The 25,336-nt window shown below is 70.6% G+C and carries 22 protein-coding genes and 1 tRNA gene; 7 read left to right on the top strand and 16 right to left on the bottom strand.

Going from position 1 to position 25,336, the window contains the following annotated elements:
• Window positions 1-6: 6 nt before the first annotated feature.
• The 3 genes from ACIBVP_RS14025 to ACIBVP_RS14015 all read right to left on the bottom strand — a co-directional run bounded on the left by ACIBVP_RS14025 (window position 7) and on the right by ACIBVP_RS14015 (window position 2,851).
• Window positions 7-870, bottom strand: a complete 864-nt coding sequence (locus tag ACIBVP_RS14025; protein ID WP_396106498.1) for an Fpg/Nei family DNA glycosylase — start codon at window positions 868-870, stop codon at window positions 7-9.
• A gap of 27 nt (window positions 871-897) precedes the next feature.
• The gene (locus ACIBVP_RS14020) at window positions 898-1,350 is read right to left on the bottom strand and encodes a DUF983 domain-containing protein (protein WP_396106497.1); all 453 of its coding nucleotides are present in this window, start codon (window positions 1,348-1,350) and stop codon (window positions 898-900) included.
• A gap of 73 nt (window positions 1,351-1,423) precedes the next feature.
• Entirely contained in the window at window positions 1,424-2,851 is a 1,428-nt protein-coding gene (locus ACIBVP_RS14015) for a sigma-70 family RNA polymerase sigma factor (RefSeq protein WP_396106496.1), read from the bottom strand.
• Window positions 2,852-3,034: 183 nt separating this feature from the next.
• On the opposite strand from ACIBVP_RS14015, the gene ACIBVP_RS14010 reads away from it, so the two are divergent.
• Window positions 3,035-3,110: transfer RNA gene (locus ACIBVP_RS14010), tRNA-Gly, on the top strand.
• Window positions 3,111-3,114: 4 nt separating this feature from the next.
• Here ACIBVP_RS14010 and ACIBVP_RS14005 read toward each other — a convergent pair.
• Window positions 3,115-3,360 carry a helix-turn-helix transcriptional regulator gene (locus tag ACIBVP_RS14005; RefSeq protein ID WP_396106495.1) on the bottom strand — a complete coding sequence of 82 codons (246 nt, stop codon included), beginning with the start codon at window positions 3,358-3,360 and terminating at the stop codon, window positions 3,115-3,117.
• 136 nt (window positions 3,361-3,496) lie between these two features.
• Here ACIBVP_RS14005 and ACIBVP_RS14000 point away from each other — a divergent pair, with 136 nt between their 5' ends.
• The 6 genes from ACIBVP_RS14000 to ACIBVP_RS13975 all read left to right on the top strand — a co-directional run bounded on the left by ACIBVP_RS14000 (window position 3,497) and on the right by ACIBVP_RS13975 (window position 9,438).
• On the top strand, window positions 3,497-3,784 hold the full coding sequence (locus tag ACIBVP_RS14000) for a hypothetical protein (protein ID WP_396106494.1): 288 nt from the start codon (window positions 3,497-3,499) through the stop codon (window positions 3,782-3,784).
• A gap of 10 nt (window positions 3,785-3,794) precedes the next feature.
• Window positions 3,795-4,946, top strand: coding sequence for a hypothetical protein (locus tag ACIBVP_RS13995; protein ID WP_396106493.1), 1,152 nt, complete (start codon window positions 3,795-3,797; stop codon window positions 4,944-4,946).
• Between the two features lie 74 nt (window positions 4,947-5,020).
• Window positions 5,021-6,769: a hypothetical protein gene (locus ACIBVP_RS13990; RefSeq protein WP_396106492.1), complete on the top strand. Its 1,749-nt coding sequence runs from the start codon at window positions 5,021-5,023 to the stop codon at window positions 6,767-6,769.
• A 2-nt stretch (window positions 6,770-6,771) separates the two neighbouring features.
• Entirely contained in the window at window positions 6,772-7,797 is a 1,026-nt protein-coding gene (locus ACIBVP_RS13985) for a glycosyltransferase family 2 protein (RefSeq protein WP_396106922.1), read from the top strand.
• Window positions 7,794-8,501 (top strand): class I SAM-dependent methyltransferase, encoded by a 708-nt coding sequence (locus tag ACIBVP_RS13980; RefSeq protein WP_396106491.1) that lies wholly within the window; start codon window positions 7,794-7,796, stop codon window positions 8,499-8,501. The genes ACIBVP_RS13985 and ACIBVP_RS13980 overlap by 4 nt, the downstream gene beginning before the upstream one ends.
• On the top strand, window positions 8,494-9,438 hold the full coding sequence (locus tag ACIBVP_RS13975; protein ID WP_396106490.1) for a lysylphosphatidylglycerol synthase domain-containing protein: 945 nt from the start codon (window positions 8,494-8,496) through the stop codon (window positions 9,436-9,438). Before ACIBVP_RS13980 ends, ACIBVP_RS13975 begins: the two co-directional genes overlap by 8 nt.
• On the opposite strand, the gene ACIBVP_RS13970 is transcribed toward ACIBVP_RS13975, so the two are convergent.
• From ACIBVP_RS13970 to ACIBVP_RS13915, 12 genes are all read right to left on the bottom strand, one after another.
• Window positions 9,435-10,940, bottom strand: a complete 1,506-nt coding sequence (locus ACIBVP_RS13970) for an acyltransferase family protein (RefSeq protein ID WP_396106489.1) — start codon at window positions 10,938-10,940, stop codon at window positions 9,435-9,437. The two genes, ACIBVP_RS13975 and ACIBVP_RS13970, sit on opposite strands and share 4 nt — an antisense overlap.
• A complete protein-coding gene (locus ACIBVP_RS13965) occupies window positions 10,937-12,034 on the bottom strand; it encodes an acyltransferase family protein (RefSeq protein WP_396106488.1) in 1,098 nt (365 codons plus the stop codon). Before ACIBVP_RS13965 ends, ACIBVP_RS13970 begins: the two co-directional genes overlap by 4 nt.
• A gap of 79 nt (window positions 12,035-12,113) precedes the next feature.
• On the bottom strand, window positions 12,114-13,871 hold the full coding sequence (locus ACIBVP_RS13960) for a hypothetical protein (RefSeq protein WP_396106487.1): 1,758 nt from the start codon (window positions 13,869-13,871) through the stop codon (window positions 12,114-12,116).
• Entirely contained in the window at window positions 13,868-17,611 is a 3,744-nt protein-coding gene (locus ACIBVP_RS13955) for an FkbM family methyltransferase (RefSeq protein WP_396106486.1), read from the bottom strand. The genes ACIBVP_RS13960 and ACIBVP_RS13955 overlap by 4 nt, the downstream gene beginning before the upstream one ends.
• Window positions 17,604-18,737, bottom strand: coding sequence for a hypothetical protein (locus ACIBVP_RS13950; protein ID WP_396106485.1), 1,134 nt, complete (start codon window positions 18,735-18,737; stop codon window positions 17,604-17,606). The genes ACIBVP_RS13955 and ACIBVP_RS13950 overlap by 8 nt, the downstream gene beginning before the upstream one ends.
• 107 nt (window positions 18,738-18,844) lie before the next feature.
• Window positions 18,845-19,927 (bottom strand): SHOCT domain-containing protein, encoded by a 1,083-nt coding sequence (locus ACIBVP_RS13945; RefSeq protein ID WP_396106484.1) that lies wholly within the window; start codon window positions 19,925-19,927, stop codon window positions 18,845-18,847.
• Between the two features lie 20 nt (window positions 19,928-19,947).
• Entirely contained in the window at window positions 19,948-21,258 is a 1,311-nt protein-coding gene (locus tag ACIBVP_RS13940; RefSeq protein ID WP_396106483.1) for a hypothetical protein, read from the bottom strand.
• 268 nt (window positions 21,259-21,526) lie between these two features.
• A complete protein-coding gene (yidC, locus tag ACIBVP_RS13935; protein WP_396106482.1) occupies window positions 21,527-22,366 on the bottom strand; it encodes a membrane protein insertase YidC in 840 nt (279 codons plus the stop codon).
• Window positions 22,367-22,426: 60 nt separating this feature from the next.
• Entirely contained in the window at window positions 22,427-22,726 is a 300-nt protein-coding gene (locus ACIBVP_RS13930) for a DUF6412 domain-containing protein (RefSeq protein ID WP_396106481.1), read from the bottom strand.
• Entirely contained in the window at window positions 22,705-23,547 is an 843-nt protein-coding gene (locus ACIBVP_RS13925; protein ID WP_396106480.1) for a hypothetical protein, read from the bottom strand. Before ACIBVP_RS13925 ends, ACIBVP_RS13930 begins: the two co-directional genes overlap by 22 nt.
• Before the next feature lie 74 nt (window positions 23,548-23,621).
• A complete protein-coding gene (locus tag ACIBVP_RS13920) occupies window positions 23,622-24,299 on the bottom strand; it encodes a class I SAM-dependent methyltransferase (RefSeq protein ID WP_396106479.1) in 678 nt (225 codons plus the stop codon).
• Window positions 24,296-25,237 (bottom strand): oxidoreductase, encoded by a 942-nt coding sequence (locus ACIBVP_RS13915; protein ID WP_396106478.1) that lies wholly within the window; start codon window positions 25,235-25,237, stop codon window positions 24,296-24,298. Before ACIBVP_RS13915 ends, ACIBVP_RS13920 begins: the two co-directional genes overlap by 4 nt.
• Window positions 25,238-25,336 lie beyond the last annotated feature (99 nt).

The following is a 25,336-nucleotide window of genomic DNA, read 5'->3' as shown; positions in this document are numbered from 1 at the left end:
GGAGGGTCATTTGAGCAACCTCGACATGCGGCGGTCGGCGAGCGGCTTGCCGCCGGTCTGACAGGTCGCGCAGTACTGGAACGACTTGTCGGCGAACGACACCTCGCGGACGGTGTCCCCGCAGACCGGGCACGGCATGCCGGTGCGGGCGTGCACCCGCAGCCCGGACCGCTTCTCGCCCTTCAACGTCGCCGCGTGCTGCCCGACGGACCTGCTCACGGCGCTCGTCAGTATCTCGCGCATCGCCTCGTACAGCCGGTCGACCTGGTCGTCGTCGAGCTTGCCGGCGGTCGCGAACGGCGACAGCTTCGCCATGTGGAGGATCTCGTCGGAGTACGCGTTGCCGATCCCCGCGATGATCTTCTGCGTGGTGAGCGCGTTCTTCAGGCGCTCGGTGTGCCCGGAGAGCACTGTGACGAACTCGTCACGGGTGAGCGCGAGCGCGTCCGGGCCGAGCGCCGCGATGCCGGGCACCTCGTTCGGGTCGGCCACGATCCACACGGCCAGGCCCTTCTTCGTGCCCGCCTCCGTCAGGTCGAAACCGGGGCCCTGGCCGGGTGGGCCGAGGTGCACGCGGAACGCGAGCGGGCCCCTGCCCGGCTTCGGTGGCGCGGCCGACAGCGTGTCGGCCCAGCGCAGCCAGCCCGCGCGGGCCAGGTGGACGATCAGGTGCAGGTCTCCGATCTCGACATCCAGGAACTTGCCGTGTCTGGTCGCGCCGGTCACCTCCCTGCCGTGCAGCTCGGTCCACGGCGGGGTGACGGTCTTCAACACGGACAGTGAGGCGACGTCGATCCGCGTCACGGTGCGACCCACACCGTGCTCGCGGATGTGCTGTGCGAGCGCCTCGACCTCGGGTAGTTCTGGCACGGCCTCAGTCTTGCCCGATTCCGGCGGTTACGCCACGGGTTGCAGCGGACCCTCGAGCCCCGGCTGGGAGTCGAGCTGGATGTCCTTCGCGATGCGGTTGACCTGCTGGCGGACGGTGAACATGCCGCGGATGGTGCCCGTCCAGCGCTCCTCCGGCTCACCCTCGCCGTTGTCCCCGGTCTCGGCGACGACCGTCCACGGCCTGCGCAGCGCCCAGCGGGCCGGGAAGAACAGGACCGCCAGCACGATCAGCAGACCGAGCCACAGCATCTTGCTGCTCCACGGCGCGACGACGTCGTCCGGGATCGCCACCACCAGCACCACGGCCAGCACGACCACGAGCCCGAGCAGCACGTACGCGGACAGGTTGCCACCGGTGACGTCGTGCTCGAAGTCGTCGGCGGTGGCGGGCTGGCGCCATTCCATCTCGCTGCGCAGGGTCCACATGCGTCCGTCAGCCCCGCGCACAACGCGCGTCATTCGATCGCCTCCCGGCGGCCGGCAACATCAACTTCAATGATGGCGCATCGCGGGGGGCGTTGTCAGGGCCCGGTCAGGTGGTTGGTGGCGGTTCGCTCGCCTTCACGGTGTTCGTCTCACCCTCGTTCGGCTCCGTGTACGAGGTCGTCGACCTGGTGGTCCTCGTCTGGTCCAGGGAGTTCACCTCGGTGACCGTGGTGGTCTCCTCCACGAGCGTGTAGTCCTCGTATTCGGTGCTGTAGGTCTCGACCGTCGTCTCGCGGTACACGATCGGGGCGCTTTCGTCGAACGTCTCGTTCTCGGTGGACCCGGTGGACTCGGGGGTGTCGCTGCGGCCGCCGTCACCGCCTGGGGGACCGCTCGCGCCGGTGGACGGCGGTGTCGACGTGGTGGGCGTGGGGGTGACGGGTGTGTCCGTTTCCTGCGCGCCGTGCTCCCGGTCGTACTCGCGGTCCTCGGTCTCGGCGCGCTCCGGCGGCTCGATCGAGCCGTCCAGGCTGCCCTCCCGCACGTCGGCCGTGCTCGACGACGCCACCGGCCGCGGTTCGAGCCCGGTCTCGATGGCCCGCTTGCCCGCCAGGTCGACCGGCGTGGCGTCGTCGCCGCCACCACCCCACGGCACGAACGCGAACCCGAGCGCCCCGACCGCGGCCGCGGACGTGGCCGCGATGCCGATCTGGATCTTCGTGCTGGCCAGCAGCCCCTTCACGGTCGCACCGAGCTGCCACAGCGCGGCACCGATCACGGGCACCGCCGCGAGCCCGGTGTGCGGCCGGAGGCCGACGAAGATGTCCCGCAGCTCGGCGTACATGGCGGTGCACGCCGCGCAGGTCGACAGGTGCGCCCGGATGCGGCGGCGCTCGATGCCCGACGTGGTGCCCGCGGTGTAGGCCCCGAGCTTCTCCAGCACCGACCGGCAACCGACCGCACTGCGTTCCGAGGCGAGGTGGGCCTGCAGGTAGGCGGCACGCAGCCCCTGTCTGGCACGGCGGGCGAGCGCGGCCGTCGCGTTGGGTGACAGCCCGAAGTTCGTGGCGACCGCGGCCGGCCGCTCGCCCTCGACCTCCATCTTCCACAGCACCCGCCGCCACCGCTCCGGCAGCGACGTGAACGCGCGGCGGATCAGGTTGCGCTCCGTGAACTGCCCGGTGGTGTCCGGGTCCGACGGCGCGCGGTGCGTCAGCTCCTCGTCGGAGACCGGCACGTCCTTGCGCCGCAGGCTCCACTCCCACGCCACGCGCCGCGCCACGATCAGCAGGTAGCCACGCACGTTGTCGACCGGCCCCGCCCCGCGCCGGATAGCCTGCAGGACCCGGAAGAACGCCTCCGCGGTCAGGTCGTCGGCCTCGGCCCGGTCGTTGACGAGCCCTAGCGCGAGCCGGTGGACGGCGGCGGAATGGCGGGAGAACAACTCACCGAACGCGGCATCCTCGCCCGCACGGAGACGCTCGAGCAGTGCCCGGTCCTCACCCTCGGGTGCTTCCACAGCCTCGCTGGTCACGACACCTCCATCCCGACCGCCACGGGATTCGCCAAACATGCCACACACCGTTTCGAGTGGACGGCAAACGTTAAGAACGTGAAGGCGATACCTACGAAGGTATTAGGCCGTTCGGCCCAGCCGCCTGCTGTGTACGGCCGCCCGCGATGAGCGTCGAGCCCATCCGCTATGCTTCTCGTCATTGCGGACGTAGCGCAGCTGGTAGCGCATCACCTTGCCAAGGTGAGGGTCGCGGGTTCGAGTCCCGTCGTCCGCTCCACTCTTCACTGTCGGCCGTGGTAGCCGAGCGCGTTCAGATAGCGGACGAGCAGCGGCTGCGCGGGGACCGTACGCCCCATCTCGAAGCTCGCCAGCTCGGCGTGCGACGTGCCTGCCAGCTTGGCGAGTCTGGTGCGGGTCCACCCGCGTTCCTCGCGCATGAGCTGCACGAGTCTGCCGGAGTCCTCCGCGTCCCACCTGGCGCGTTGCGCCTCGGTCACGTCCACCGCACGGAACCACGTCGTGCTCATCGTGTTTCCCCTTCGCCCCGTCGTTGGAGCGCATTTGACCATCGGGGCGACCGGTTTGTCAGCGTCGAACGAAACATCGTTCTCACTGGCGAACCGTGATCGTCATGGGGTGGGCGTCCGTGGTACCAACGTTGTCATGAGCTGGCAGGAGCGGCTTCGGGATCTCGGCGACAAGCTGGCGCGCGGGGAGATCACCACCGCCGACTACCGGAAGGTGAGCGAGGCGATCCTCGCCGAGGCGGACGCGGAGGCCGCCGCCGACACCCAGGCCACGGATCGGCCCAGAGTGCACATCCCCCGTTCCGCCGCGTGGGAGGCGCCGTCCGGGGAGATGACGCAGATCGTCGGGACGCAGGACGCGACGACGCTGGTGAACCCGTCGATCTCCGACCTGTCGGACGAGCCCGGGGACGCCACGACCTAGAGTTCTTCCGGTGACGGACGTGGCCGCAGCCCAGACGCGGGCCGGCTACGCGCGTCAGTGGCTCTACGACCGCAGGCTCGCGTTCGGGGTCGAACTGCTCGCGCTGCTGCCCCTGGTCGCGATGGCGTTCGAGGTCGCGGGGGCACCGAGGACGCAGCCGCCCCGCTTCTGGGCCGTGCTGGGGCCGGTCACGGGGCCGGACGGCGGCTACGACCCGGGCGGGGTCCTGGACCTGGCGGGCGGGCACCCGTTGTTCGTGCCGTCGTTCCTCTACTGGGCCGACGCGAAGTGGTTCGACGGCGACAACCGGGTGCTGGGCTGGCTGGCGGTCGGGCTCGCGGCGTTCATCGTCCTGCGGTTGCGGGCCGCGCTGCCCCGTGTCCTGCCCGACGTGCTGCGGGCGGGGCTGGTCGTCGCGATCTCCGCGCTCGTGTTCGGGCTGCACGGCGTTTCCACGTTCGTCGTCGGCATGACCGGCGTCGCCTGGTTCACCGTGCACCTGCTGGTGGTCCTGTCCGTCCTGCTCGCGCGGAAGCGGCGCTGGTGGTCCGCGTGGCTCGCCGGGGTGCTGGCCTGCGCGAGCCACGGCGCCGGGTTCGCCGTGTGGCCCGCGTTGTTCCTGATGACGGTCATGCACGGCGAACGTTGGTGGCGGCGGATTGCGACGTTCCTGCTCGGCGCCGCGACCGCGGCCGTCTGGGTGGTGCTGGCACCGCCAAGGCCCACCGGTGACGTGGGCTCGCTGCTCTACACGTTCCTGACCCTGATCGGGCACGTGTGGACGGGCACCACCACCGATCTCGCGGCGATCGCGGGCGGGGGTGTGCTGTGCGGGTTCGGTGCGCTGATCACCGTGCCCGCCGCCCGCACGCGACGACTGTGGGTCTGGTGGTCGCTCGCTCTGTACGCGGTGACGGCGTGCGGGATGGTCGCGGTCGTCCGGGGCGGCGCCGGCTTCGGTGTCGGGCTCTCGGGCCAGTACGCGTCCCTGTCCGTGATCGCCTCGACGGCGCTGCTGGTGGTCGTGGCGACCGTCGCCTTCCGCCGGTCGCCGAGGAACGCGGCGCGGTTCGCGCTCGCGGCGGTCGCGATCGGGCTCGTCGGGTTCACGCTCGGCGCGCCCGCCTCGGCCAGTAACATCTGCCCTGGCTGGACGTGTTGAGCCTGCCCGCGCGCCGTCGGTGTTCCCGTCTTTGGCAGGGTGGTCGGCGTGGACCATGCGCGGAGGACTGAGAAGTGACGAGCACGGTGACGGACAAGTCGGAGCCGGAATCGGCGCCTGACGGGGAGCGCACCGAGGCGGCACCGAGCCAGGCCGGCGGCTGGCGGGCGCGGCTGGAGCGGTACGCGACCACGCGCTGGCTGGCGAGACTCATCGAGTTCCTCGCGCTCGTCCCGGCCGCGGCCATGACCATCGAGGTGGCCAGGGCACCGCAGCTGCACTTCGTCGACTACTGGTACGCGCTGGTCCGGTTCGTGAGCCTGGACGGGTCGCTCAACTTCGGCGGCCTGTGGAAGGCGTCCAACGAGCACCTGATCGCGATCCCGTCGATGCTCTACTACGGCGACGCGACGATCTTCGGCGGCAACCAGCGGATCCTCGGCTACCTCGACATCCTCATCGCGCTCGCGACCGTGGTGCTGATCCGGTTCGCGATCCCGAAGACGCTGCCGCCCGTGGTCCGCGCGTCGATCGTGCTCGCGTCGTCCGGGCTGATCTTCAGCCTGCACGGGCTGCACAACTTCACCCACGCCATGAGTGGCGCCGCATGGCTGACCGCGAACCTGATCTCGGTCGGCACGCTGCTGTTCGCGGTCAGGGGCAAGTGGTGGCCCGCGTGGGGCATGGCGCTGCTCGGCAGCATCACCTACGGCACCGCGTTCGCCGTGTGGCCGTCGCTGGCGCTGGTCGCGATCCTGCGCAAGGAGCCCATGTGGCGGCGGCTCCTGCCGCTCGGGCTGGGCGCGGTGATCGTCCTCGGCTGGATGTCGGTCAACCACAACGCCGCCGGGTCCGGCACCGAGAGCGACATCGGCACGGCGATCTACGGCCTGTTCGCGGTCATCGGGAAGGTGTGGACCGCCAACAACACCGGTATGGCGGTGTTCGCGGGCGCGATCATCATCGCCGGGTACGCCGCGATGGCGACGGTGAAGGCGGCCAAGGTCCCTGAGCTGCGGTTCTGGTGGGGGCTGGGCTGCCACGGGTTCTTCGGCTCCGCGATGATCGCGATCTCGCGCATCGACTTCGGCCTCGACTACAGCCAGCACAGCCGCTACACGTCGGTGTCCGTGCTGGTCTCGCTGCCGCTGCTGGTCATCATCGGGACCGTGGTCCACTCCTTCGCCGCGCGGCACTGGCGCAAGATCGCGGTCGCGTTCGCGGTCACGGGTGTCACCGGCTTCGCGCTGGGTGTGCCGACCGCCGACACCGTCCGCGCCGAGAACGCCGACCACGAGATCAAGTCCGTGGCGCTGCGTGCCGGCTACCTCAACGCGTTCGGGTGGGCGCTGCCCCCGGAGGGACATCAGTTGGTGCCGAGGCTCGAGGCGCTCGGCCACTACCCGTTCAACGACAGCTTCACGCTCGGGTGCGGAGGCCCCGAACTGGGCGACACGATCGACCTCACCGATGTCGAGGAGATCAGCTTCCCGGAGGGCGGCCGGACGCCCGCGTCCCCGTCGGGCGTGGTCGACCTGGTGGAGGAGAAGCCGGGGTCACGGCTCGTGTGGGGATGGGCGACGGGAGTGAAGGACCCGGTGCGCTGTACCGTCCTTGTCGACTCCTCCGGCGAGGTCGTGGGAGGCGGCGTCAGCGACCGGGTGCGTTCGGACATCGCCCAGCAGTACCTGGGCATCAACGCCGACACCGGGTTCGGGATGGTGGGACCGGACGAGGAGGGCCTCCGCGTCGTGGTGGTCCTGGAGAGCGGTGCGAAGCGCTGGATGCCGGCTGAGGTTCCGGACGACAAGGACCAGAAGTGAGCATGGAGACAAGCCCAGAAGTGCAGGTCAGCGTCCTGATTCCGGTCAAGGACGAAGAGGCGACGCTGGCCACGCTGGTCGGCCAGATCGACGAGGCTTTCACGCCGCTGGACACCGAGTACGAGGTCATCTTCGTCGACGACGGCAGCACGGACTCCAGCTGGCAGGTCATGACCCAGCTGGCCGAGGACAACCCGCGGGTGCGCGCGATCCGGTTCCGCCGCAACTTCGGCAAGGCCGCCGCGCTGGCCGCCGCCGTCGACGAGGCACGCGGCGAGCGGGTCGTGACCATGGACGCCGACCTGCAGGACGACCCGGCCGAGGTGCCGCGCCTGCTGGCCGAGCTGGACGACGGCGCGGACCTGGTGTCCGGGCACAAGGCGGACCGCAAGGACCCCCTTGGCAAGCGGATCCCGTCGAAGTTCTTCAACACGATGACCAACGTCATGACCGGTCTCAAGATCAACGACCACAACTGCGGGCTCAAGGCCGCGCGCACCGAGGTGTACCGCCGGGTGCCGCTGTACGGCGAGCTGCACCGCTACATCCCGGCGCTCGCGCACCAGACCGGTTACAAGGTGCGTGAGCTGGCGGTCAACCACCGCCCGCGTGAGCACGGCAAGTCGAAGTACGGCCTCGAGCGGTACGTCCGCGGCGCCATCGACCTGCTGACGGTCATGACGATCACGAAGTACGGCCGCCGTCCCGCGCACCTGTTCGGCGGCATCGGCCTGCTGTCCGCGTTCCTCGGCTTCGTCACCCTGGCGTACCTGACGATCGTGAAGCTGTTCGGCGGGCAGGCCATCGGCGACCGGCCGTTGCTGCTGCTGGGCATCCTGCTGATCATCCTGGGCGTGCAGCTGATCTCGATCGGGTTGATCGCCGAGATCGTGTTGCACCGGACGGCGAACCGGCGGGAAGCGACAGACCTGATCCGGGAACGGACCCCCGCCGAACCGACCGCCCGCGACGCCGTGACCACGACCGTGACCACGACCGGCCAGAAGACGGAGAAGGTTGAAGCATGAGCGGCGTTCGTGGCGCGTACGTGAGTGGCGTCAAGACCATCCGCAAGGCCGCTGAGAAGACGGGCCTGCTGACCAAGCTGGAGAACAGCTCGTCGCCCAAGGCGCGGCACGTCCGCACGCTGTTCTCGATCTTCGACGCCGCCGACATGGTCCGCATGGACATGGCGTGGTGGAGCTACCCGGCCATGGAGCGGGTGGACGCGTTCCTGTCCGAGCGGCCGGAGGCGCGGATCTTCGAGTACGGCGCGGGCGCGAGCACGCTGTGGCTCGCGAAGCGCGCCGCGCAGGTCGACAGCGTCGAGCACGACACGGGCTGGGCCGAGTCGGTGCGCCAGATGCTGGCCGACTCCCCCGGCAACGTGAAGCTGCACGCCGTGCCGCCGACCGCGGCCACGGAGGACACCGTCGTGCGCTCGGGTCGCGTCGGGCACACCGACCTCGACTTCGCCGACTACGTGTCGACCATCGACCAGGTCGGCGGCCCGTTCGACCTGATCGTGGTCGACGGCCGCGCCAGGGTCGACGCGTTCCGCCGCTCGCTGGACCACCTCGCCGAGGGCGGCGTGGTCGTGTTCGACAACATCAAGCGCAAGCGGTACTGGGACGTCATCTCGGCCATGCCGGGGCTGCGCATCGAGCTGCTCAAGGGCGGCACGCCGACGCTGCCCTACCCGACGACCACCGGGCTGATCTGGCGTGACTGAACCGGCTGCCCCGAAACCGAGCCGGCGGGCGGACCTGCTGGCCCTGGTGTTCGTGGTGGTCGCCGTCGGGGTCGCCGTGTGGGCACTGCGCGACGACTTCCCGTCGATGGTCGACGCGCTCGGCAGGATCTCGTGGTGGCGGCCGATCGTGGCGTTCGCCGGGATCGTGCTCGGCCTGCTGGCGACCGCCGAGGTGTGGAAGCACTGTCTCGCCGCGCTCGGCTCACCGGTGTCGTCCCGCGCGGCACGCGAGATCTTCTTCCCGGCTCAGGTCGGGAAGTACCTGCCGGGTTCGGTGTGGCCGTTCCTGGCGCAGATGAAGTTCGCGCGGGAACGCGGTGTGCCGGGCGGGATGGCGCTGCTCGCCGGGTCGGTGTTCCTGGTCGTGCACACCGTGACCTCGGTGCTCGTCGGCGCGTTGCTGCTGGTCAGCCAGCCCGCGCTGGTGAACAGGTTCGGCTGGGCCGGGCTGTGCGTGCCGCTCGCGCTGGTCGTCCTGCACCCCAAGCTGATCAACTTCCTGGCGCGCAAGCTCGCGAAGCGGTCCGGCACCGAACCGCCCGTGCTGAAGTGGGGCGGGCTCGTCAGGCCGCTGCTGTGGATGCTGCCCGCGTGGGCCGGCTACGGCGTCGCCGGGTACGTGCTGGCCGACCCGTTCACCGACTCGGTCTGGCAGCTCGCGGTCGTGTGCACGGGTGCGTTCGCGCTCGGCTGGCTGGTCGGGCTGCTGGTCTTCCTCGCCCCGGCCGGCGTCGGCGCGCGGGAGGCCGTGCTGATCCTGGCGCTCACCCCGATGCTGGGCGCACCGGCGGCGGCCACGGTCAGCCTGCTGCTGCGCGTCGGCCACACCCTGGCAGACCTGGTGCTGGCGCTGCGCTACGGCCTGGGGCGGGTACGACGGTCCAACAACGACAGCGCTGAGCTGGCGGCGACCTAGTCGTCCGAGGGCTCGCGGCGGTGGCGGCCCGAGCCACGGGAGACGTTCCGGTTGACCGGCTCGGCGATCCTGTGGCCGTTGTGACGGGGTCCTGAGTGCCCGTTACGCGCCGGCGGGACGTCCTCTGCCGGGTCCACGGTCGGCCAGGCGGGAGCGGACCCGAGCGGCTGGGGTGGCACGCGGCGGACGGCCCGCGCGGCCGCGTCCCGGCGCGGTGGCGGGTCGGCACGATAGGTGGGGGCCGGATTCCGGTCGCGGGGCGGAGCGGGGCGCGGCACCCGGACTGGTGGCCTCATGGCGCGTTCCGGAGCGGGCCGGACCGGGCGCACCGGCTGGGTCGGCGGATCGACGTGGACGGGAGTCGGGCGGGGCCGCTCGACTTCCGGCTCCTCTGGCGGCGCGGCTTCCTTCGCCGGGGCCCGCTTCAGGCGGAAGCGTTTGCTGAGCTTGCGGCCGATCCGCTGCCCGGGCTGCTCGACGAACCGGAACGTCACCTCGGCGGCGCCCACCGTCAGCGCCAGACCGATGATCACCACCAGGAGCAACGGCAGCTTCCCGTACAGCGCCTCGAACACCGGGAACGCGACCGGGCCGTGCAGCAGGTACAGCGAGTAGCTGCGATCGGCCAGGTAGGAGATCGGCTTTGTCGGTCGCAGCACCTGCTCGGCGAGCAGCAACGCGATGAAGATGCCGAAGCCGAGCGCCGCGGTCGAGCTGTAGGCGTCGTCGAGACGGCCCATGTTCCGGATGTCGCCCAGCACGTACAGCGTCCAGCAGGCGAGCCCGAGCAGCACACCAGCCCACAACGGCACCCGCTTGCTCCACACGGCCCACGTCACCTGGCCGAGCAACACCACGGGCAGGTACGACATGTTCACCGCGAGGAGGAAGAACGACGGCCCGAACTCCCGCGCCAGCAGCAACGCGGCGAGCACCATCCCGAGCTCGATCAGGATGGCGGCCCACGCCCAGCGCCGCAGCACGGCGAGCAGCGACATCACGATCGTGTAGAAGATGACCTCGATGACCAACGTCCAGGCCACGCCGACCAGGATCACCTGCGGGACCATGAAGTAGTTGGCCAGCGCGAAGTTGGTCAGCACCGACTGGAGTGTGATCTCGAAGTGCTGCCCGGTGCGCAGCACCTCCAGGTGCCAGATGCTCAGCAGGGCGGTCAACCCGACCGTGGCGATCAGCAGCGGGTAGACGCGGAACAACCGCTTGATCCCGAACTCGCGGTGCGACTCCTGCGTGCCGACCTGGGTGATGATGAACCCGCTGACCAGGAAGAACAGCACGACCGCGAGATGACCCATGTGCTGTTCGAGCCGCAACGGGTCACGGAACTGCTCGCTGAGCAGGTTGACCACACCGGTCTCTTCCTTGTGCGGGTCGAGGAAGAGCGCCACGACGTGGCTGTAGATCACCAGTACCGGCGCGATGCCGCGCATGACGTCCAGGAAGACGAACCGGCTCTGCCGTGACCTGTCGACGCCGCTCACGAGCCGATCCCGCGCAGCCGTGCCGCGGCCAAGGCCGCGGGCCGCTCCGCCGCCTGGTGGACCAGCTCTCCGGCGACGACGGTCGCCGCCAGCGCCGCCACGACGGCGAGCGCGGAGAACACGTGGCCCGCCAGTGGCGCGAGCACGACCGCCACCACCGCCTGGTGGGTGAGCAGGATCCCGTAGGACCGCCTGGCCAGGTACGAGACCACTGACGGCATCCGCATCCGCCCGCTGATCTGGACGGCGATCACGACCAGGAGGAACGCGTAGGCCAGCGTCAGCGGGTAGGCGTCACCCGATCCGTGCAGGCCGAGCCGGTCCCCCCACGCGAACACCACCCAGCAGGCCACGCCGAGACACCCGCCCGCCCACAGCGGCACATGTCCCGACCACACCAGCCAGACCACCTCGCCGAGCACGACGGCCGTGCCGAACGCGCCGATCGTGCCGCCCGCCGCCGCGGCCGCCGTCCCGAAGTTCGGCATGATCGACAGCAGCACCGAGCAGACGGTGATCTGGATGGCCACCGCCAGCCACGGCATGGTCCGCAGGACCGGCAGCAGCGCGCCGATCATCAGGTACACGGCCACGATCGGCAGCAGTGCCCAAGCCGCCGCGGCCAACGTGACCGACGGGTCGGTGAAGAAGTTCACCAGCAACAGGTTGCCGAGCACGTCCGGTGCGGTGACCGATCCGGTGTCCGGCACCGCGGGCTGGCCGAGCGCGACCAATGCCCAGCACAGCAGCACCGCCACCCACAGCGGCGGGAACACCCGCAGAGCCCGCCGCGCGGCGAACTCCACCGACGCCTGCCTGGCCGCGGTGCGCACCGCGAGGAACCCGGTCACCAGGAAGATCAGTGCGGCGCCGAAGAACCGCAGGTCGGGGTTGAGCCGGAGCGGCTCGACCAGGTAGTCGTCGACGAGCGAGGTGGCCCCGAGCGGCTCTCCGGCGGCCCGGAACGACCCGGCCAGCTGGGTGTACAGGACCAGGGCGAGCGCCAGCAGCCGCACCAGGTCAAGGCCTGCCAACCGGTCGTGTCCCCCGGTCTCGCGCCCCGACCCGACGGCTGGCACAACCTGCGTGGTCATGTGGCCACCTACTGTCCTGTTGCCGTCGGACTCCGCAACATCTTGCCAGCCCGTTACGACGATAGGACTACAACGGTGGTCAGGTGGCCGGTTTCGGAGCTTGTGCGGCAAGCCACCGCATCTCGCCGCTCGCCAGGATGACCACCACGCGATCCGCCTGGTTCGACGGCGCGATCACGGCGAACCCCACGTCGGCGGAGATGCCGGACAGCCTGCCTGTGACGTCGGGGCGGGACAGGTGGGTGAGGCCACCGCCGGTGATCTTGCCCGTCGTGTCGACCACCACGGCGCAGCGCACCGGGTCGTGCACGCCAGTGGCCCAGCCTCGCACGATGGCGGCGTCGTTCTTCTGCTCGACGTCATCGACCGAGCCGACCGCCGAACGTGGGTTGCGCGCACCCGCGGGCGGCAGCGGCACCATGCGGGCGTTGTCCAGCACCGAGCCCAGCTCCGGGCCGCCGCAGCCGAGCGTGAAGTCGTCGGAGAACGGGTAGTGCCCCATCGTCTCCAGCCGCGGCACGAGCGCCTCCGCGGGCGGGAGCACCGCACCGTAGGCGTTGCCGATGCCCGCGCGCAGGGCGATGGCCTGCAGCTCGTGCTCAGCGTTCTGCGAACGGATGGTGGCCGCGGTCGGCGAGCCGAGCGTGAAGCCGACCAGACCGAGTGCGACCACGAGGATCCCGAACTTCGTGGCCCGTTCCCCGAACCGCCGGTGCACCACGACAGCGGTGAGCACGATCGCGGGCACCGCCATCAGCACCGACAGCGAGGTGTACCGGCTCGACAGGCCGAAGTCCGAACCGAAGTCGATACGCGCGGCGGCGATCATGCCGCTGGCCACGAACGCGTGACAGCCCAGCGCCCACCAGAAACGCAGCCCGGAATCGCGTGCCTCCCCGGTGGTGGCGAGCCACGCGTACAGCGCGAGCACGACCACGCCGGCGAACACCGCGATCCCGGCGACGTCCGCCGTCCACAGGTGCCCGATCACCGCGAACAGCGTGTACATCAGGCTCGCCAGGTCGTTCGCGGGCTGACCGCCGGGGTCGACCGCCGGTTTGAGCCCGAGCCACACCAGCACCACGAGCAGCCCGACGCCGAGCGGCAGCAGCCTGCGCCACCATTTCTCCCGGCCGATCGTCGCCATCAGCGCGAACGCGGGCCACACGGCGAACGCGGTGCCGTAGCTCATGCACGCGAGCAGCCCGACGAACCAGGCGAGCCACCATTTGCGGTGGTAGGCGAGCAGCAGCGCGCCGATCACCAGCAGGTTCGCCGTCAGCCACGCGGACCCGCTCATGGCGCGAACGAAGTTGTGGATGCCGTGCGGGCTGAACACGAGCGCGGACGCGGCCACCACGATGCCGGCGCGCAGCAGGACCGGCAGGGTCTTCGGCAGCATCGCGCGCAGCAGCACGACGGTCATCGCGGCGATGACCACCACCAGGTAACCCAGGACGCGGTTGTCGCCGCCGGCCAGCCGGGCGTCCAGCCAGTACAGCACGGACGGCAGCATCAGCGGGTGCTCGTTCTGCAGTATCCGCATGCCGGGCAGGTGCAGCGATCCGTCGGCGCCGGTGACCCGCAGGAGCACGTACCAGTAGTCGGTGTACTGGAGGCGCTGCCCGGCGGCGACCTCGATCACGGTCGCGATCGCGGGAAGCACGGCGAGCAGCTCGACACCGCGCGCGAGGCGGTTGCCGTTCACGAACCGGCGCCATCGGTCGCGACGCGCCGGACTCTCCTCCGGCGGCGGTGTGACCGCCTCGGTGACCACTGTGCCCGCTGTTGTGTTCGCTGTTGTGTCCGCTGTCGTGTCCGCCGCTGTGTCCGTCATGCCGACCTCAGCCAGAGCGTCAGGAAGCCTTCCTCGGTCGCGATCGCCGACTCGACCAGCTGCTGGTCGGTCGCGTCGTGGCCCAAGTCGATCGTGCTGGCGGCCGCGGCGCCACCGGCCGCGGTGAGCCGGTCGATCAGCTCCGCGTCGACCGGGGTCGGCCGGTACCCGAGTCCGCGGTACCCGTCCAGCACCTCGGCCGGGTCACCCCCGGCCTCGGTGATCGCCGCGGGCCAGAACTCGACCAGCACGTGCGGCTTCCGTGCCCCGAACAACCCGGTCATGCCCGCCAGCGCCACGTGGTCGCGCCCCTGAGCATCGCACTTCACCACGTCGATCCTGCGGTCGGCGAGCACGGACAGACCGTCGATCCGCACGCCGGTGATCTCCACCGCGCCGGCAGCGTCGACCCGGTTGTCGCCGCTGTTGCCGTCGTCGGCGAGCGCGAGCCGCAGCGGGCCGTCGCCGTCCCATGCCGCGGCGGGCACCACGGTCAGCGCGGCGGCCACCTCGGCGGGCACGTTGGCGGCCACGTTCAGCTCCAGCAGGTCCCGGACGCGCTGCCACGGCTCGATGGCGACCACGGTGCCGGCGGCTCCGACGTGGCGCAGCGCCCGCACCGTGAAGTACCCCACGTGCGCGCCGATGTCGACGAACACACCACCTCGGGGCAGCAGCAGGTCGACGAGCAGCGACTCGTCGCGTTCCCAGGTGCCGTAGCGGCGCAGCCAGGGCAGCACCACGGTGTCCTCGGCGGGCAGCCGCAGCGGACCGACGTCCGTGAGCACGGTCTGGCTGTTCTGCCCAGGGGCCGGGTTGACGAGGTCGTGGTGGCGCACGAGCCCGGTGCGCAGCAACGGCGCCTCGGCCACCAGATCAGCCGTGGTGGCCTCGACGGCGGCCATCCAGTCGGCTCGCTCGTGGAACAGGCTCATCGTGGTGTGTTCGAACTGGGCGAGCCGGGTGCCGAGCTCCTCGGCGTGCTCGCCGACCTTCTGGTTGAGCTCGCCGGGTATCCCGTCCACGACGCGCGCCAGGTCGGTGTGCGCCTGGTTGAGTGCTTGGCTGGCGCCTGCCTGTTCGTGTGCCAGCCGGTCGAGGCGGGCGGCCAGGTCCCGCTGCCCGTCCGCGAGCTGACGGATGCTCGCGGACACGCCGTCGACCAGTTCGGTCAGCACGGTGCGCTGATGGTGGTCGTAGTGGTCGATGAGGCGCAGCACGGCCCGGCGAAGTCCGGCCGCCATCGGCACCCGGCTCGGCGCCGACGGGTCGGCCCGCCACTTGAGCGCCTCCCGGCTGCGCTCGATCGGTTCGAGCGCGCCATGCGGTGCGTGCCCGTGACGCCTGCGCAGCCACTCCTGGTGCGACGCGGTGATCCTGGTGCGCATCCAGTCCGCGGCGTTCGCCAGGGACCTGGTGGTCAGTACATGTTCGCGGGCGGCCGCACCGCGGCGCAGCGCACGCGCGGGTTCGTCGGCGATCTCACGCAGCGCGGCAGCGGCGGCCGCGATGTCCGGTTCGGCCCACCGGGCGTCCCGGGGGTAGGGCTCGTTGCCGGGGCCCACCGGGGCCAACCGGCACGGCACCGGCCAGCCGACCTCGGCGGTGAGGAACTCGCTCGTGCCGCCGTAGTCGGTGGCCACCACCGGCAGGCCGTGTGCCATCGCCTCGGCGACCGTGAGCCCGAAGCCCTCGCTGCGATGCAACGACACGTAGGCGTGCGCGTCGGCGAACAGCGCGGCCACCTCGTCGCCCGACAGGTAACGCTCGACCAGCTCGATCCGGTCGTCGTCCGCCGCGGCCATCCGCAGCCGCTCACCGTCGCCGGGGTGCTTGTCGCCGTTGATCGTCTTGATCGTCAGGCGTACGTCGGCGCGGTCCGGGAACGCCGTGGTGAACGCCTTGATCGCGGCCAGCGGGTTCTTCCGCTCGAAGACGCTGTTGTAGTCGAAGACGAACAGGAACCGGGTGACCTCGCCGGGGCCCGGTGGCACCCGGTCCGGCGTCACGCCCTTGAGGGGATCGAGCACCGGCACCGGGATGCGGTGCACCGGCACCGGGGAGTGCTCGGCGATGGCCGACGCGCAGAAGTCGCTGATCGTCCAGACCTCGTCGACCTGCCCGAACGCGGGGTGCATCGCGGGCGGGAAGGTGTCCAGCTCCCACGACCACACGCCGATCACGTACCGGTCGCTGCCGAGGTCCGGGTGCATCCGCAGGGTCGCCGCGGTCATGTCCGCGTTGACGACCAGGACGCTCACGCCGTACTTCGGGTCACCTGCCGTCACGTTTCCGGGCAACGGGTGCTCGGTCCGGTTGACCACGGTGAACTCCTCCACCGCGGTGGCCACCGGCACACCGGCGGCCACGACGGCCTCGTGCACCAGCCGGCCCATTTCGCCGACGCCAAGCTCCGCGGTGAGGTAGCCGAGCACGTTCGCGCCCACGTCCTCCACCACCGGCACCGGCAGGGTCCTCGCCTTGGCCACCACGGCGGTCGGCGGCAGCTCGCGCTCGTTGATCCCGGAGGTGAGGCACCAGTGGCGGTATCCCTCGGCGTCCGCGTGCAGCGGGTCCGGGTAGACCTGCCGCAGGTCGGCCCTGGCCTCCCACAGCGCCACGGCCCAGCGGGACAGCCCGGCCCGTTCCTGCTCGGGACTCGCCGGCGCGGTCGCCCAGCGGATCAGGTCCTCCGCGCTGTCGCCCCGGAAGGGGTTGGGCGGAGGCGGGATGTCCTTGCGCTCGGACTCGATCCAGGCCTGGCGGTAGGCACGCCGAAGCGCGACGGGTACGGGGGTGCCGTCCGGCAGCTTGTTCCAGCGGTAGGGGATGTCGTCGAGCGCCTGCTGGTAACCGGCCTCGAGCAGCTTCGTCCGGTAACTCTCCGTCAGCTCCGCCAGCAGGGGGTACTCGGACAGGAGCACTCTCGGGTTGTCGGCGTAGTGCGTGGAGACGAGCCACGGCTTCTCCGGCCGGTAACCGCTGAAGTGCAGGAACCGCAGCGGCTCGCCACCGGCGGTGACCGACCCGTCCACCACGGCCAAGGGGCGCTGGTAGACGTTCCAGTAGGCGACGTCGTAGCCGGGATCCTGGATCACCGTGTGGTCGAACATGGCGGGCACGTTGTCGACCCAGCGCTGGTCGGTGAACAGCTGCTCGGTCACCGACGAGATCGCGTCCTGCCGCAGCCGCTCGGCCCAGAACGCCAGGAACGGCCTCGCTTCCCGCGACATGCCGATGAAGCCGAGGTTGAACACCCCGGAAGCCATGATGTCCGCTTCGCTCGGCCGTAGCCCGTCGCGTGGCATCGGCTCGAGCACGTGCGGGGTGAGCACGATCGAATGCGCCGCGGCCAGTGCGCTGACCTCACCCGCGAACGGCGCGAACACCTCGATGTCCGGATCGAGGTACATCACCACCGGGTGGTCCGCGAGCAAGCTGCGCAGGAGCCACGGCTTCACCGCCGTCGAGAACTCGGTGACCGTGTACGTGAGCGCCATCCGGCCGAACTCACTCGGGTCGAGGTCGATGTCCTCGGGCCCGAGGAACCGGACGCCCGGCACCTGCCGGGCGAACTCCGCCAGTTCGTCGGCCTCGGCGTCGATCACCAGCACGGCGAACTCGGCGCCGGGGTGGTGCGCGCGGTAGGAGTCGGCGAGGACACGTGCCGCCGGTATGTAGTTGCGGGCCACGATGGTGCACGCGACCGTGCCCACCGTCTCGGGCGCGGGGTCAGGCATTCGCGGGCAGCCGTTCGAGCTGTGCGTCGAGGATCGTGTCGAACACCTCGTTCACCTGGTCCAGGTCCGGCCCCTGGACCTGCACGCGAACGACCTTGTCCTCGGACGCGTAGTGGGCGCGGATGATCGGCCCCCTGCTCGCCTTCTGGTTCTCCGAGGCCAGCACCCCGGCGGGCACCTCACGGGTCTTCATCTTGTTGAACTCCTGCTGGATCGCGTCCAGGCCCTCGGCCGCCGTGGCAGCGGCCGCTTCGTCTGCCTGCTCGGTCACCAGCACGACGATCTGGATCTCGCCGTCCTTCGCGAGCGCGATCGTGCTGGCCGCCGCCACGCCCTCCTGGTAGACGCCGATCTCCTCCTTGGTGAGGTAGTTCAGGTCGACGACCTTCTCGAAGGTGTTGACGTCCGCCATGTCGGCGACTTCCCCGGGCAGCTCGACGATCGGGCCCTTCGGCTTCTCCGACGTCGTCGTCGGCGGCTGGCTGCTCGACGTCTCACCACCGGGTGAGCCGCCCGCCTGGTTGTTGTCCTTGCCGAACAGGAAGTAGGCACCCACGGCGACGCCGACCAGCACGACGACGATCGCGACGATGGCGATGACCTTGCCCGCGCCGCCCTTCTTCTCCGACTCGAAGACCTCCGGGCCCTGCAGCGCCCAGTCCGGCGTGTTGTGCGCGACGAGGGGCGGGAAGTCCTGCCCGGCCCACGGCGGTGGCAGCTGCTCCTCCTGCTGCCACGGCGGCAGGTTCGGGTCCTGTCCCGGCGCGGGCCGGGGCGGGCGGGCACCCGCGAACGACTGCGGCGGCACGCCGGGCACCACCTGGGTTCGGTTCGGGTCGTCCGGCGGGCTGGCCCGCCAGCCGACGGCCTGGGTGCGATCGGAGTCGGTCTGCTGGCCGGACACGATCTGCGTCTGGTCGGCGTCCGCGGCCGGACCGGGCGCCTGCTGCCCCGGCTGGACGGGGGACATGACCGTGGTCGACTCACTCGGCGGCGTGTCCTGGCCGGCGGCGGGCGACACGGCCGTGGCCATGATCTGGTCCCGGCGAGACCGGTAATCGTCAGCGGAAATCCGCCCAGTGGCCAGTTCTTCGTCCAGCCTGCGGAGATCGTCCTGCCAGGACATCCTGGTCCCCTTCCCTATGACCGCTGCCCACCTCGGCGCACAGCCCGTCGTGCCGCCCAGATCTGCCCCCGAACGCGTTCATTGTGCACGGGGTCGACATATCGCCCTCAGCGGGCTGGAAGCTCCTCGAGCACCGAGCGCAGCACTTTCCCGAACTCCGCGCCCAGGGTCGCCTCCTCACCGTCCGGCGGCGCCGACACGTTGAGCTGCACCCACACGTCACCCGAGGTGTACATCGTCACGTAGGTGCGGAAGAACTGGTCGGTCCGGCTGATCACGGGCGGCTCGTCGCTGCCCGGCACCGGCTTGAAGCCGGTCTGGCCGAGGCTGTCCGTGGTGGCCGAGACGAGCGCGGCCGCCTGTCCCGACGGCTCGACGGGCGCCGCGACCAGCAGGTAGCCGTACCCGTCGCCGGCGGACTTGCGGTAGACGAGCTCGCTGACACCGCCGTCGGCGAGGAGCTTCGCGTAGGCGGGAGTGAGCAGCTTCTGCCGCTGCGCCTGCTCCGGGGTCATCGTGCCGCTTTCCGGCTTCGCCGCACCGGGCAGGACGGGCATCGACGCGGCAACGTCCTCGGCCTTCGGCACCGCCGACGTGGCGGGGGCCGTCGTCGTGGTGGTCTGCTCCTGCTGCTGGCGGTCGTCCTGGGCCGCGGGCGGCGCCGTGCCGTCCCGCAGCGCGAACCACCACACGCCCGCGCCGACCAGGGCGAGGATCAGCACCGGGATGACGAAGCGCAGCACCCGCCCCGTCCCACCGGACGAGCGGGCCTGCGAGAACACCTCCTGGCCCTGGATCGGCACCGGCCGGACCTGGGGCGGCGGACCGGGCGGGCCGAGCTGCGCCGGGCCCGGCGCAGCGGTCGGCGACACGGACGGTGCCGTGGTCGGTGATCCGGACGGCGACGCGGTCACGAAGTCGGTCGAGACCACCTGGGTGGCCTCGGCGTCGGGGTCGTGCTGTGGTGGGGCCGTGTCGACCGACGTGATCAGCGTGGTGTCCGCGTCCAGCTCCTCCGCCGGGTTCGTCACCTGCCACCCGGGCTCGTTCGCGGGCTCGAAGGAGACCGGCTGGCTGGCACTGGAGGCCTCGGCGAGGATCTCGTCGCGCGTCTTGCGGTACTCGGCCGCGCCGATCTCACCGTTGGCCAGGCGCGCGTCGAGCGCGCGCAGGTTCTCCTGCCAGGTCATAGGTCGATCTCCTGTGGCACTCAGCGAATCGGATGTTTCTTCAGTTCCTGGCGCAACCGGTCGATGAAGTCGGAGTCCAGCATCGCCGGGGTGCCGAGGGCGACGTTGCGCTCCACGATTTCCATGACGACGACCTCGTTGTCCGCGATGGTGGCGGCGACCATCGCGGGGTCCGACTCGATCATGTTGTAGTACAGCTGTGTGACGTCCGCGAACGCGGCCGACATGTAGGCCGACGCGGGCAGCATGAACGAGTCGCCGAGCACCAGCGTGCGTTCACGCACCATGCCGTCGATCGGCGTGGACGTCCGGCGCACCGGCTTGCGCGGGTCCTGGAGATGCGGGCCGGTGCGGTCGGTCCAGCCGTCCGGCCGCAGGCGGAAGTTGGTGGCGCGGTTCTCGCCGCGCTTCCCGATGAGCCTCGGCAGGTCGGCGTCGGCCGTGCGGGTGCCCGCCCTGACGATGCGCCAGTCCGCGGACACACCGTCGTCGATCCGGTCGGCGATCTGGCGCACCATGGTCAGCGCACCCTCGTCGGTCCAGTGTGAGTCCAGCGGAAAGTAGAGAGGCCGCTTGACCACGTCGCTGGCTGCCTGCAGCACGGGACGCATGTCGATGGCCCCCGCCCGGGCGGACAGCTCGTGCCACAGCTCCCGGCTGGCTTCGCCTGCGCACTTCTTGCCCGGGTACGTGTCCGGCAGGTACTCGGGCACCATCGTGGTCTTGTCCGGCACGACCACCAACATGAACTGACGACCGGACGCCTCGACCGCGTCCCGCAGCGCGGCGAGTTGGCGGACGCTCTGCTCGATCGGCTGCTTGGGCAGGCACTTGTTGCTGGTGTCCAGACCGAGGTACATCCAGCCGTCGCGGCCCTCGATGACGCGGCTGTACCCGGCGGACTCCTCCTGCCCGCCAGGCTGGTCGGGCCCGTTGTCCTCCGGCCCACCGGGAAGCGGTGCGCCGGGTGGGCCGCCGCCCTGGTCGAACGGGGCCGGTTCGCCGAACAGCGAGCGGCTGACCCAGTCGGCCGCCTGGATGGCCTCCTCCCGGAAGACCAGGTTGTCGGTGGCCCAGGGGTCCAGGCCCGCGAAGAACTGCCACCCGTCCAGCGGATTGGGGAAGCTCGCCAGCTCGTGGTTCTCCAGTTCGGTGGGCCGCATGCCGAACAACCACATGAACGCGGGCGCGCTGAAGAAAACCAGCGCGCACACCAGAGCGGTCAGCTGTCGCTTCCCGTGCCGAGGACGATGCAGGGAGTGCTCACGGGGCAACCACGCCTCGTGGACGGACGGCAGAGCGCCGACCGGTCGCCGATCGTCCAAGGTCACACGCCTTAGGTTAGCGGGACGGGTTTCGCCGCTAGCACACGTTCGTCGAATCCGCCTGCCCAACCGAGTCGAGTGAACCAGACCGGCGTGTCAGACGTCATTTACCACGTCCGGGTCCGACACCGGGCCACCATCGGCCCCGTCGCACTCGTGTTCCGAGACCAAGGAGGCGGCACGCGGTGTTCATGCAGATCGTGCTCGTCAGCGGCGTGGCGGTGGTGTTCCTCGTGCGGCTCACGTTCGCGCTGCACGGCAGGACGCACAGGCGTTAACGCCGTTTCGGCTTCTGCCCCGGTCGCGGCGCGGACGGCTTCGGCGTCGGCCTCGTCCGCGGCTCTTCCTCGCGGTCGACCTTCGCGGTGAGGAGGTGCTGCTGCCCGAACGTCCACACGTTGTTGGCGAGGAAGTACAGCAGCACGCCGACCGGCACCGGGAAGAACGAGCCGGACACCAGCACGCCGGCGGGCGCCAGGTACATCATCGCCTTGCTGATGCCCGCGACCTGCGGGTTCACGTCGGTCTGCCGCGTCAGTGACATCCGCATCGACAGGAACGTGGCGGCCCCGGCGACCAGCATCAGCGGCACGCCGACCGCGATCATGTGCGCCCGGTCGGTGCCGAACGCGGCCAGGTCGGCGACGGGCTGGCTCACCCAGTTGCCGAGCTTCGCCCCGAAGAGGTCGGCGTTGAGGAACGACTCGACGTCCGCGCGGTCGAAGACGTGGTTGGACGTGGCGCCGGGCGTGAAGTCCCGCAGCACCCAGTACAGGCTGAGGAAGACCGGGATCTGCAGCAGCGCGGGCAGGCAGCCCGCGAACGGGCTGGTGCCGTGGTCGGTGTGCAGCTTCTGGATCTCCCGCGCCATCCGCTGACGGTCCTTGCCGTACTTCTCGCGGATCTTCTTCATCTGTGGTGCGAGCGCCCGCGCCCGGCGCGCGGCGCGCAGCTGTCCGAGCGCGGGCCGGATCAGGAGCGTGCGGATGGTGAAGACGAGGAACACGATGGCGAGCACCCACGCCACCCCGCTGTCGGGGCTGAGGAGGGCGCCGAAGACGGTGTGCCAGAACCAGAGAATGGCCGAGACCGGGTACAGGAAGATGTCGAACAAGGGTCGCTCCGGGAGTTCATGCGGACATGGGCAGGCGGGAGCGACTGCCTTGGGAGAACGTCAGGCAGCCGCGCTGCCGAGTCCCGGAGCTCGTGGTCGGGTGCGTCCTGGCGCGTCGGGATCGCGCAACCGCAGGAAGACACTGAGTTTCGCGCGGCCACGCAGGCTGATCGCCCGCACGCGGACCGGTGCTTCCAGCCGCACCGGCACCACGACGGCGATGACCAGCGCGGCGGCGAGCCCGGTGGTCAACGCGGTGGCCAGGCCGAGCGGCCCCGCGCCACCGACGGTGGGCAGGGCCACGAACAGGGCGGGCAGGAACAGCGCGAGGAGCAACCTCATCGCCGTGCGTCCGTCCACGCCTTCCACTGTACGCACTGGTTCAGCAACACCAGGGAGGTCAGGCCGATCAGGCACCCGGCCGTCACGTCGAGCAGCGCGGGCCAGACCGGCGCGGGACCGCCGACCAGGAACGTGTCGCCCAGCCTGTTCACCACCGTCCACATGCCCCAGGCGAACAGGCTCCCGGCCCCGACCCAGGTCACGACGACCGGCACCCAGAACCGCCCCCGCACCCGGTTCGTCATGACGAGCACACCACCGGCGGCGGCCAGGGCCAGCACCCCGAACAGCACGCTGTCCACGGTCCCGTACGAGAAGTACCGGACACCGCTCGCCGCGGCGAGCAACGCGCCGACGTGCGCCACGACCAACCGGACCGGCCCGGCGGCGGGCACGTCGGCGGTGCCGAGCCGGAACACCGACGGCCACCGGTCCCGCGCGTAGAACACGAACGCGATCGTGAGCATCACCCCCTGGAAGGCGAACCCACCGTAGACCAGCGGCTGCACCCAGGGCGCGAGGAAAGGTTGGGACTGGCTCAGGTCCATGGTGGGGAGCAGGAGGGCGATCGGTACGAGGAAACCGGTGCCGACCCAGATCGGCACCAGCACGAGGAACCCCGGCACGCGCCGCCCCCAGGCGTAGGTGAACCCGAGCGCGACAACGATCGCGACGACGTCCATGGCGGCGGTGACCGCGTTGAGGACGTACGCGCTCGGCTCGTCGAACGGCGCGGTCAGGCCGACCGTGCCACCGGCCAGCCAGACCGCCTTCAACACCAGGTAGGGCACGGTGGCGGCGACGGCCGCCCACCCGATGGCATAGCGCATGGTGATCATGCGACCAGCGTCGTCCGCCCAGGCCCGCGGCACGTCCCGCCGAAGCACGAACGGTCTCCCCCGCAGGTACGAACTCAGGGGCGCCGGAACAGCGCCGTCCACAGGAACGGGACCCCGTAGCGCGGCGAGTCCAGCGGCTCGTCGGCCATCCGCCGCAGTTCCACCTCGGTCAGCTCCGCGAAGATCCAGCGCAGCGACTCGGGTGTGTAGGCGAGGCCCCCGTCGAGGCCGGACTGGCGGTACAGGTCCTCGTCCGGGGTCTCCGAGCCCATCTCCCCCGCCGCGAAGCAGGCCAGGCCAAGGTGGCCGCCCAGATTCAGGCAGCGGTCGAGCAGGGACAGATAGCTGATCCGGCGGTGCGGTGGCAGGTGGTGGAAGCAGCCCGAGTCGTAGACGAGGTCGTACTCGCCCAGGTCGAGCGTGAACACGTCGCCGCACAGGAAGCGGACGTCCGTCGTGCGTTCCCGGGCCCATTCGATGGCTGCCGGCGACAGGTCGACCGCGTCGACCGTGAAGCCCGCCGCCGCCAGGTGGGCCGCGTTCCGGCCGTGACCGCAGCCCAGGTCCAGCGCGCGGCCCGGCTCGACCAGCCCCCGGTCCAGGTACGACACCAGGTTCTCGTCCGGCTTGTCCGCGAAGAACGGGACCGGGCGGTCGCGGTCGGCGTAGAAGTCGTCCCACCCCGGTGCCTCGAACATCCCGTCCAGCAGCGTCAGCACGTCCTCGACGGAGCGGATGTGCCTGCCGGTCACGGGGCCAGGTCGATGTGCACGCCGGTGAGTTCCTCCGAGCTGTCCCACAGGCGTTTCCCCAGTTCACGGTCGCGGGCCTCGTCCAGTGGTTCGACGAGGGTCGGGAAGCCCTTGCTCTCGTTGCGGCCGTCCGGGCCCCAGAACTGGCCGCTCTCCACGTCCGCGCCCGCCGCCGCGTAGATCTGTGGCAGGGCGCCCATGGCCGCGTCCTGCGCCATGACCTTGTTGGTGACCTTCAAGATCAGTTTACCGACGCCGGTCGGGCCGCTGGACTGCAAGTTCGTGGCCGTGTAGCCCGGGTGGGCCAGCACGCTGCGCAGCGCGAAGCCGTTGGCGCGCAGCCTGCGGTGCAGTTCCAGCGCGAACACCACGTTCGCCAGCTTCGACTGCGAGTAGTACTTCGTGCGGTGGTAGCCGTGCTCGCCGTGCAGGTCCTCGAAGTGGATGCGGCCGCGTTTGTGCAGGCCGGAGCTGACCGTCACCACGCGCGGGTCCTCGCTGCGCGTCAGCGTGTTGAACAGCAGGATCGTCAGCGCGAAGTGCGCCAGGTGGTTCACGCCGAACTGCAGCTCGTAGCCCTGCTCGGTCAGCGTGCGGGGCGGCATCATCACACCGGCGTTGTTGACCAGCACGTCCACGTGTTCGACGCCCGAGGCGAACTCGCGCACCGAGTCGAGGTCGGCGAGGTCGAGCCTGCGCAGGTCGAAGTTGCCGTCCGGCTGCTCGGCACGCAGGGCGGCCACCGCAGCCTCGCCCTTCGCCGTGTCGCGGGCCGTCATGATCACCGTGGCACCCAGTGCGCCGAGAGCCCGTGCGGTCTCCAGGCCGAGCCCGCTGTTCGCCCCGGTCACCACGTACACGCGGCCGACCTGGGTCGAGAGGTGGCCCGCGATCCAGTCCGCCGCGGACGGCCGCTCCGCCTGAGATGCCTTGCTCATGCCACCCACCCTGCCTCACCGGCCCCGGAAAATGGCCCTGCCTGCCGGAATACCCGATGTGTCGAACGTCAATACCAACCCGATTGGCAGCTGGATCGG

It is taken from the genome of Actinophytocola sp. NPDC049390 (assembly GCF_044466355.1).
GTDB lineage: Bacteria > Actinomycetota > Actinomycetes > Mycobacteriales > Pseudonocardiaceae > Actinophytocola.
Note: the sequence above shows the minus strand (reverse complement) of the source record. Positions and strands in the feature narration are given on the sequence as shown.

Excerpts from the sequence above, each read along its gene's own strand:
- ACIBVP_RS14020 (WP_396106497.1), bottom strand. The coding sequence starts at position 1,350 with ATGACGCGCGTTGTGCGCGGGGCTGACGGACGCATGTGGACCCTGCGC.
- ACIBVP_RS14005 (WP_396106495.1), bottom strand. The coding sequence starts at position 3,360 with ATGAGCACGACGTGGTTCCGTGCGGTGGACGTGACCGAGGCGCAACGC.
- ACIBVP_RS14000 (WP_396106494.1), top strand. The coding sequence starts at position 3,497 with ATGAGCTGGCAGGAGCGGCTTCGGGATCTCGGCGACAAGCTGGCGCGC.
- ACIBVP_RS13985 (WP_396106922.1), top strand. The coding sequence starts at position 6,772 with ATGGAGACAAGCCCAGAAGTGCAGGTCAGCGTCCTGATTCCGGTCAAG.
- ACIBVP_RS13980 (WP_396106491.1), top strand. The coding sequence starts at position 7,794 with ATGAGCGGCGTTCGTGGCGCGTACGTGAGTGGCGTCAAGACCATCCGC.
- ACIBVP_RS13965 (WP_396106488.1), bottom strand. The coding sequence starts at position 12,034 with ATGACCACGCAGGTTGTGCCAGCCGTCGGGTCGGGGCGCGAGACCGGG.
- ACIBVP_RS13960 (WP_396106487.1), bottom strand. The coding sequence starts at position 13,871 with ATGACGGACACAGCGGCGGACACGACAGCGGACACAACAGCGAACACA.
- ACIBVP_RS13955 (WP_396106486.1), bottom strand. The coding sequence starts at position 17,611 with ATGCCTGACCCCGCGCCCGAGACGGTGGGCACGGTCGCGTGCACCATC.
- ACIBVP_RS13950 (WP_396106485.1), bottom strand. The coding sequence starts at position 18,737 with ATGTCCTGGCAGGACGATCTCCGCAGGCTGGACGAAGAACTGGCCACT.
- ACIBVP_RS13945 (WP_396106484.1), bottom strand. The coding sequence starts at position 19,927 with ATGACCTGGCAGGAGAACCTGCGCGCGCTCGACGCGCGCCTGGCCAAC.
- ACIBVP_RS13925 (WP_396106480.1), bottom strand. The coding sequence starts at position 23,547 with ATGATCACCATGCGCTATGCCATCGGGTGGGCGGCCGTCGCCGCCACC.
- ACIBVP_RS13915 (WP_396106478.1), bottom strand. The coding sequence starts at position 25,237 with ATGAGCAAGGCATCTCAGGCGGAGCGGCCGTCCGCGGCGGACTGGATC.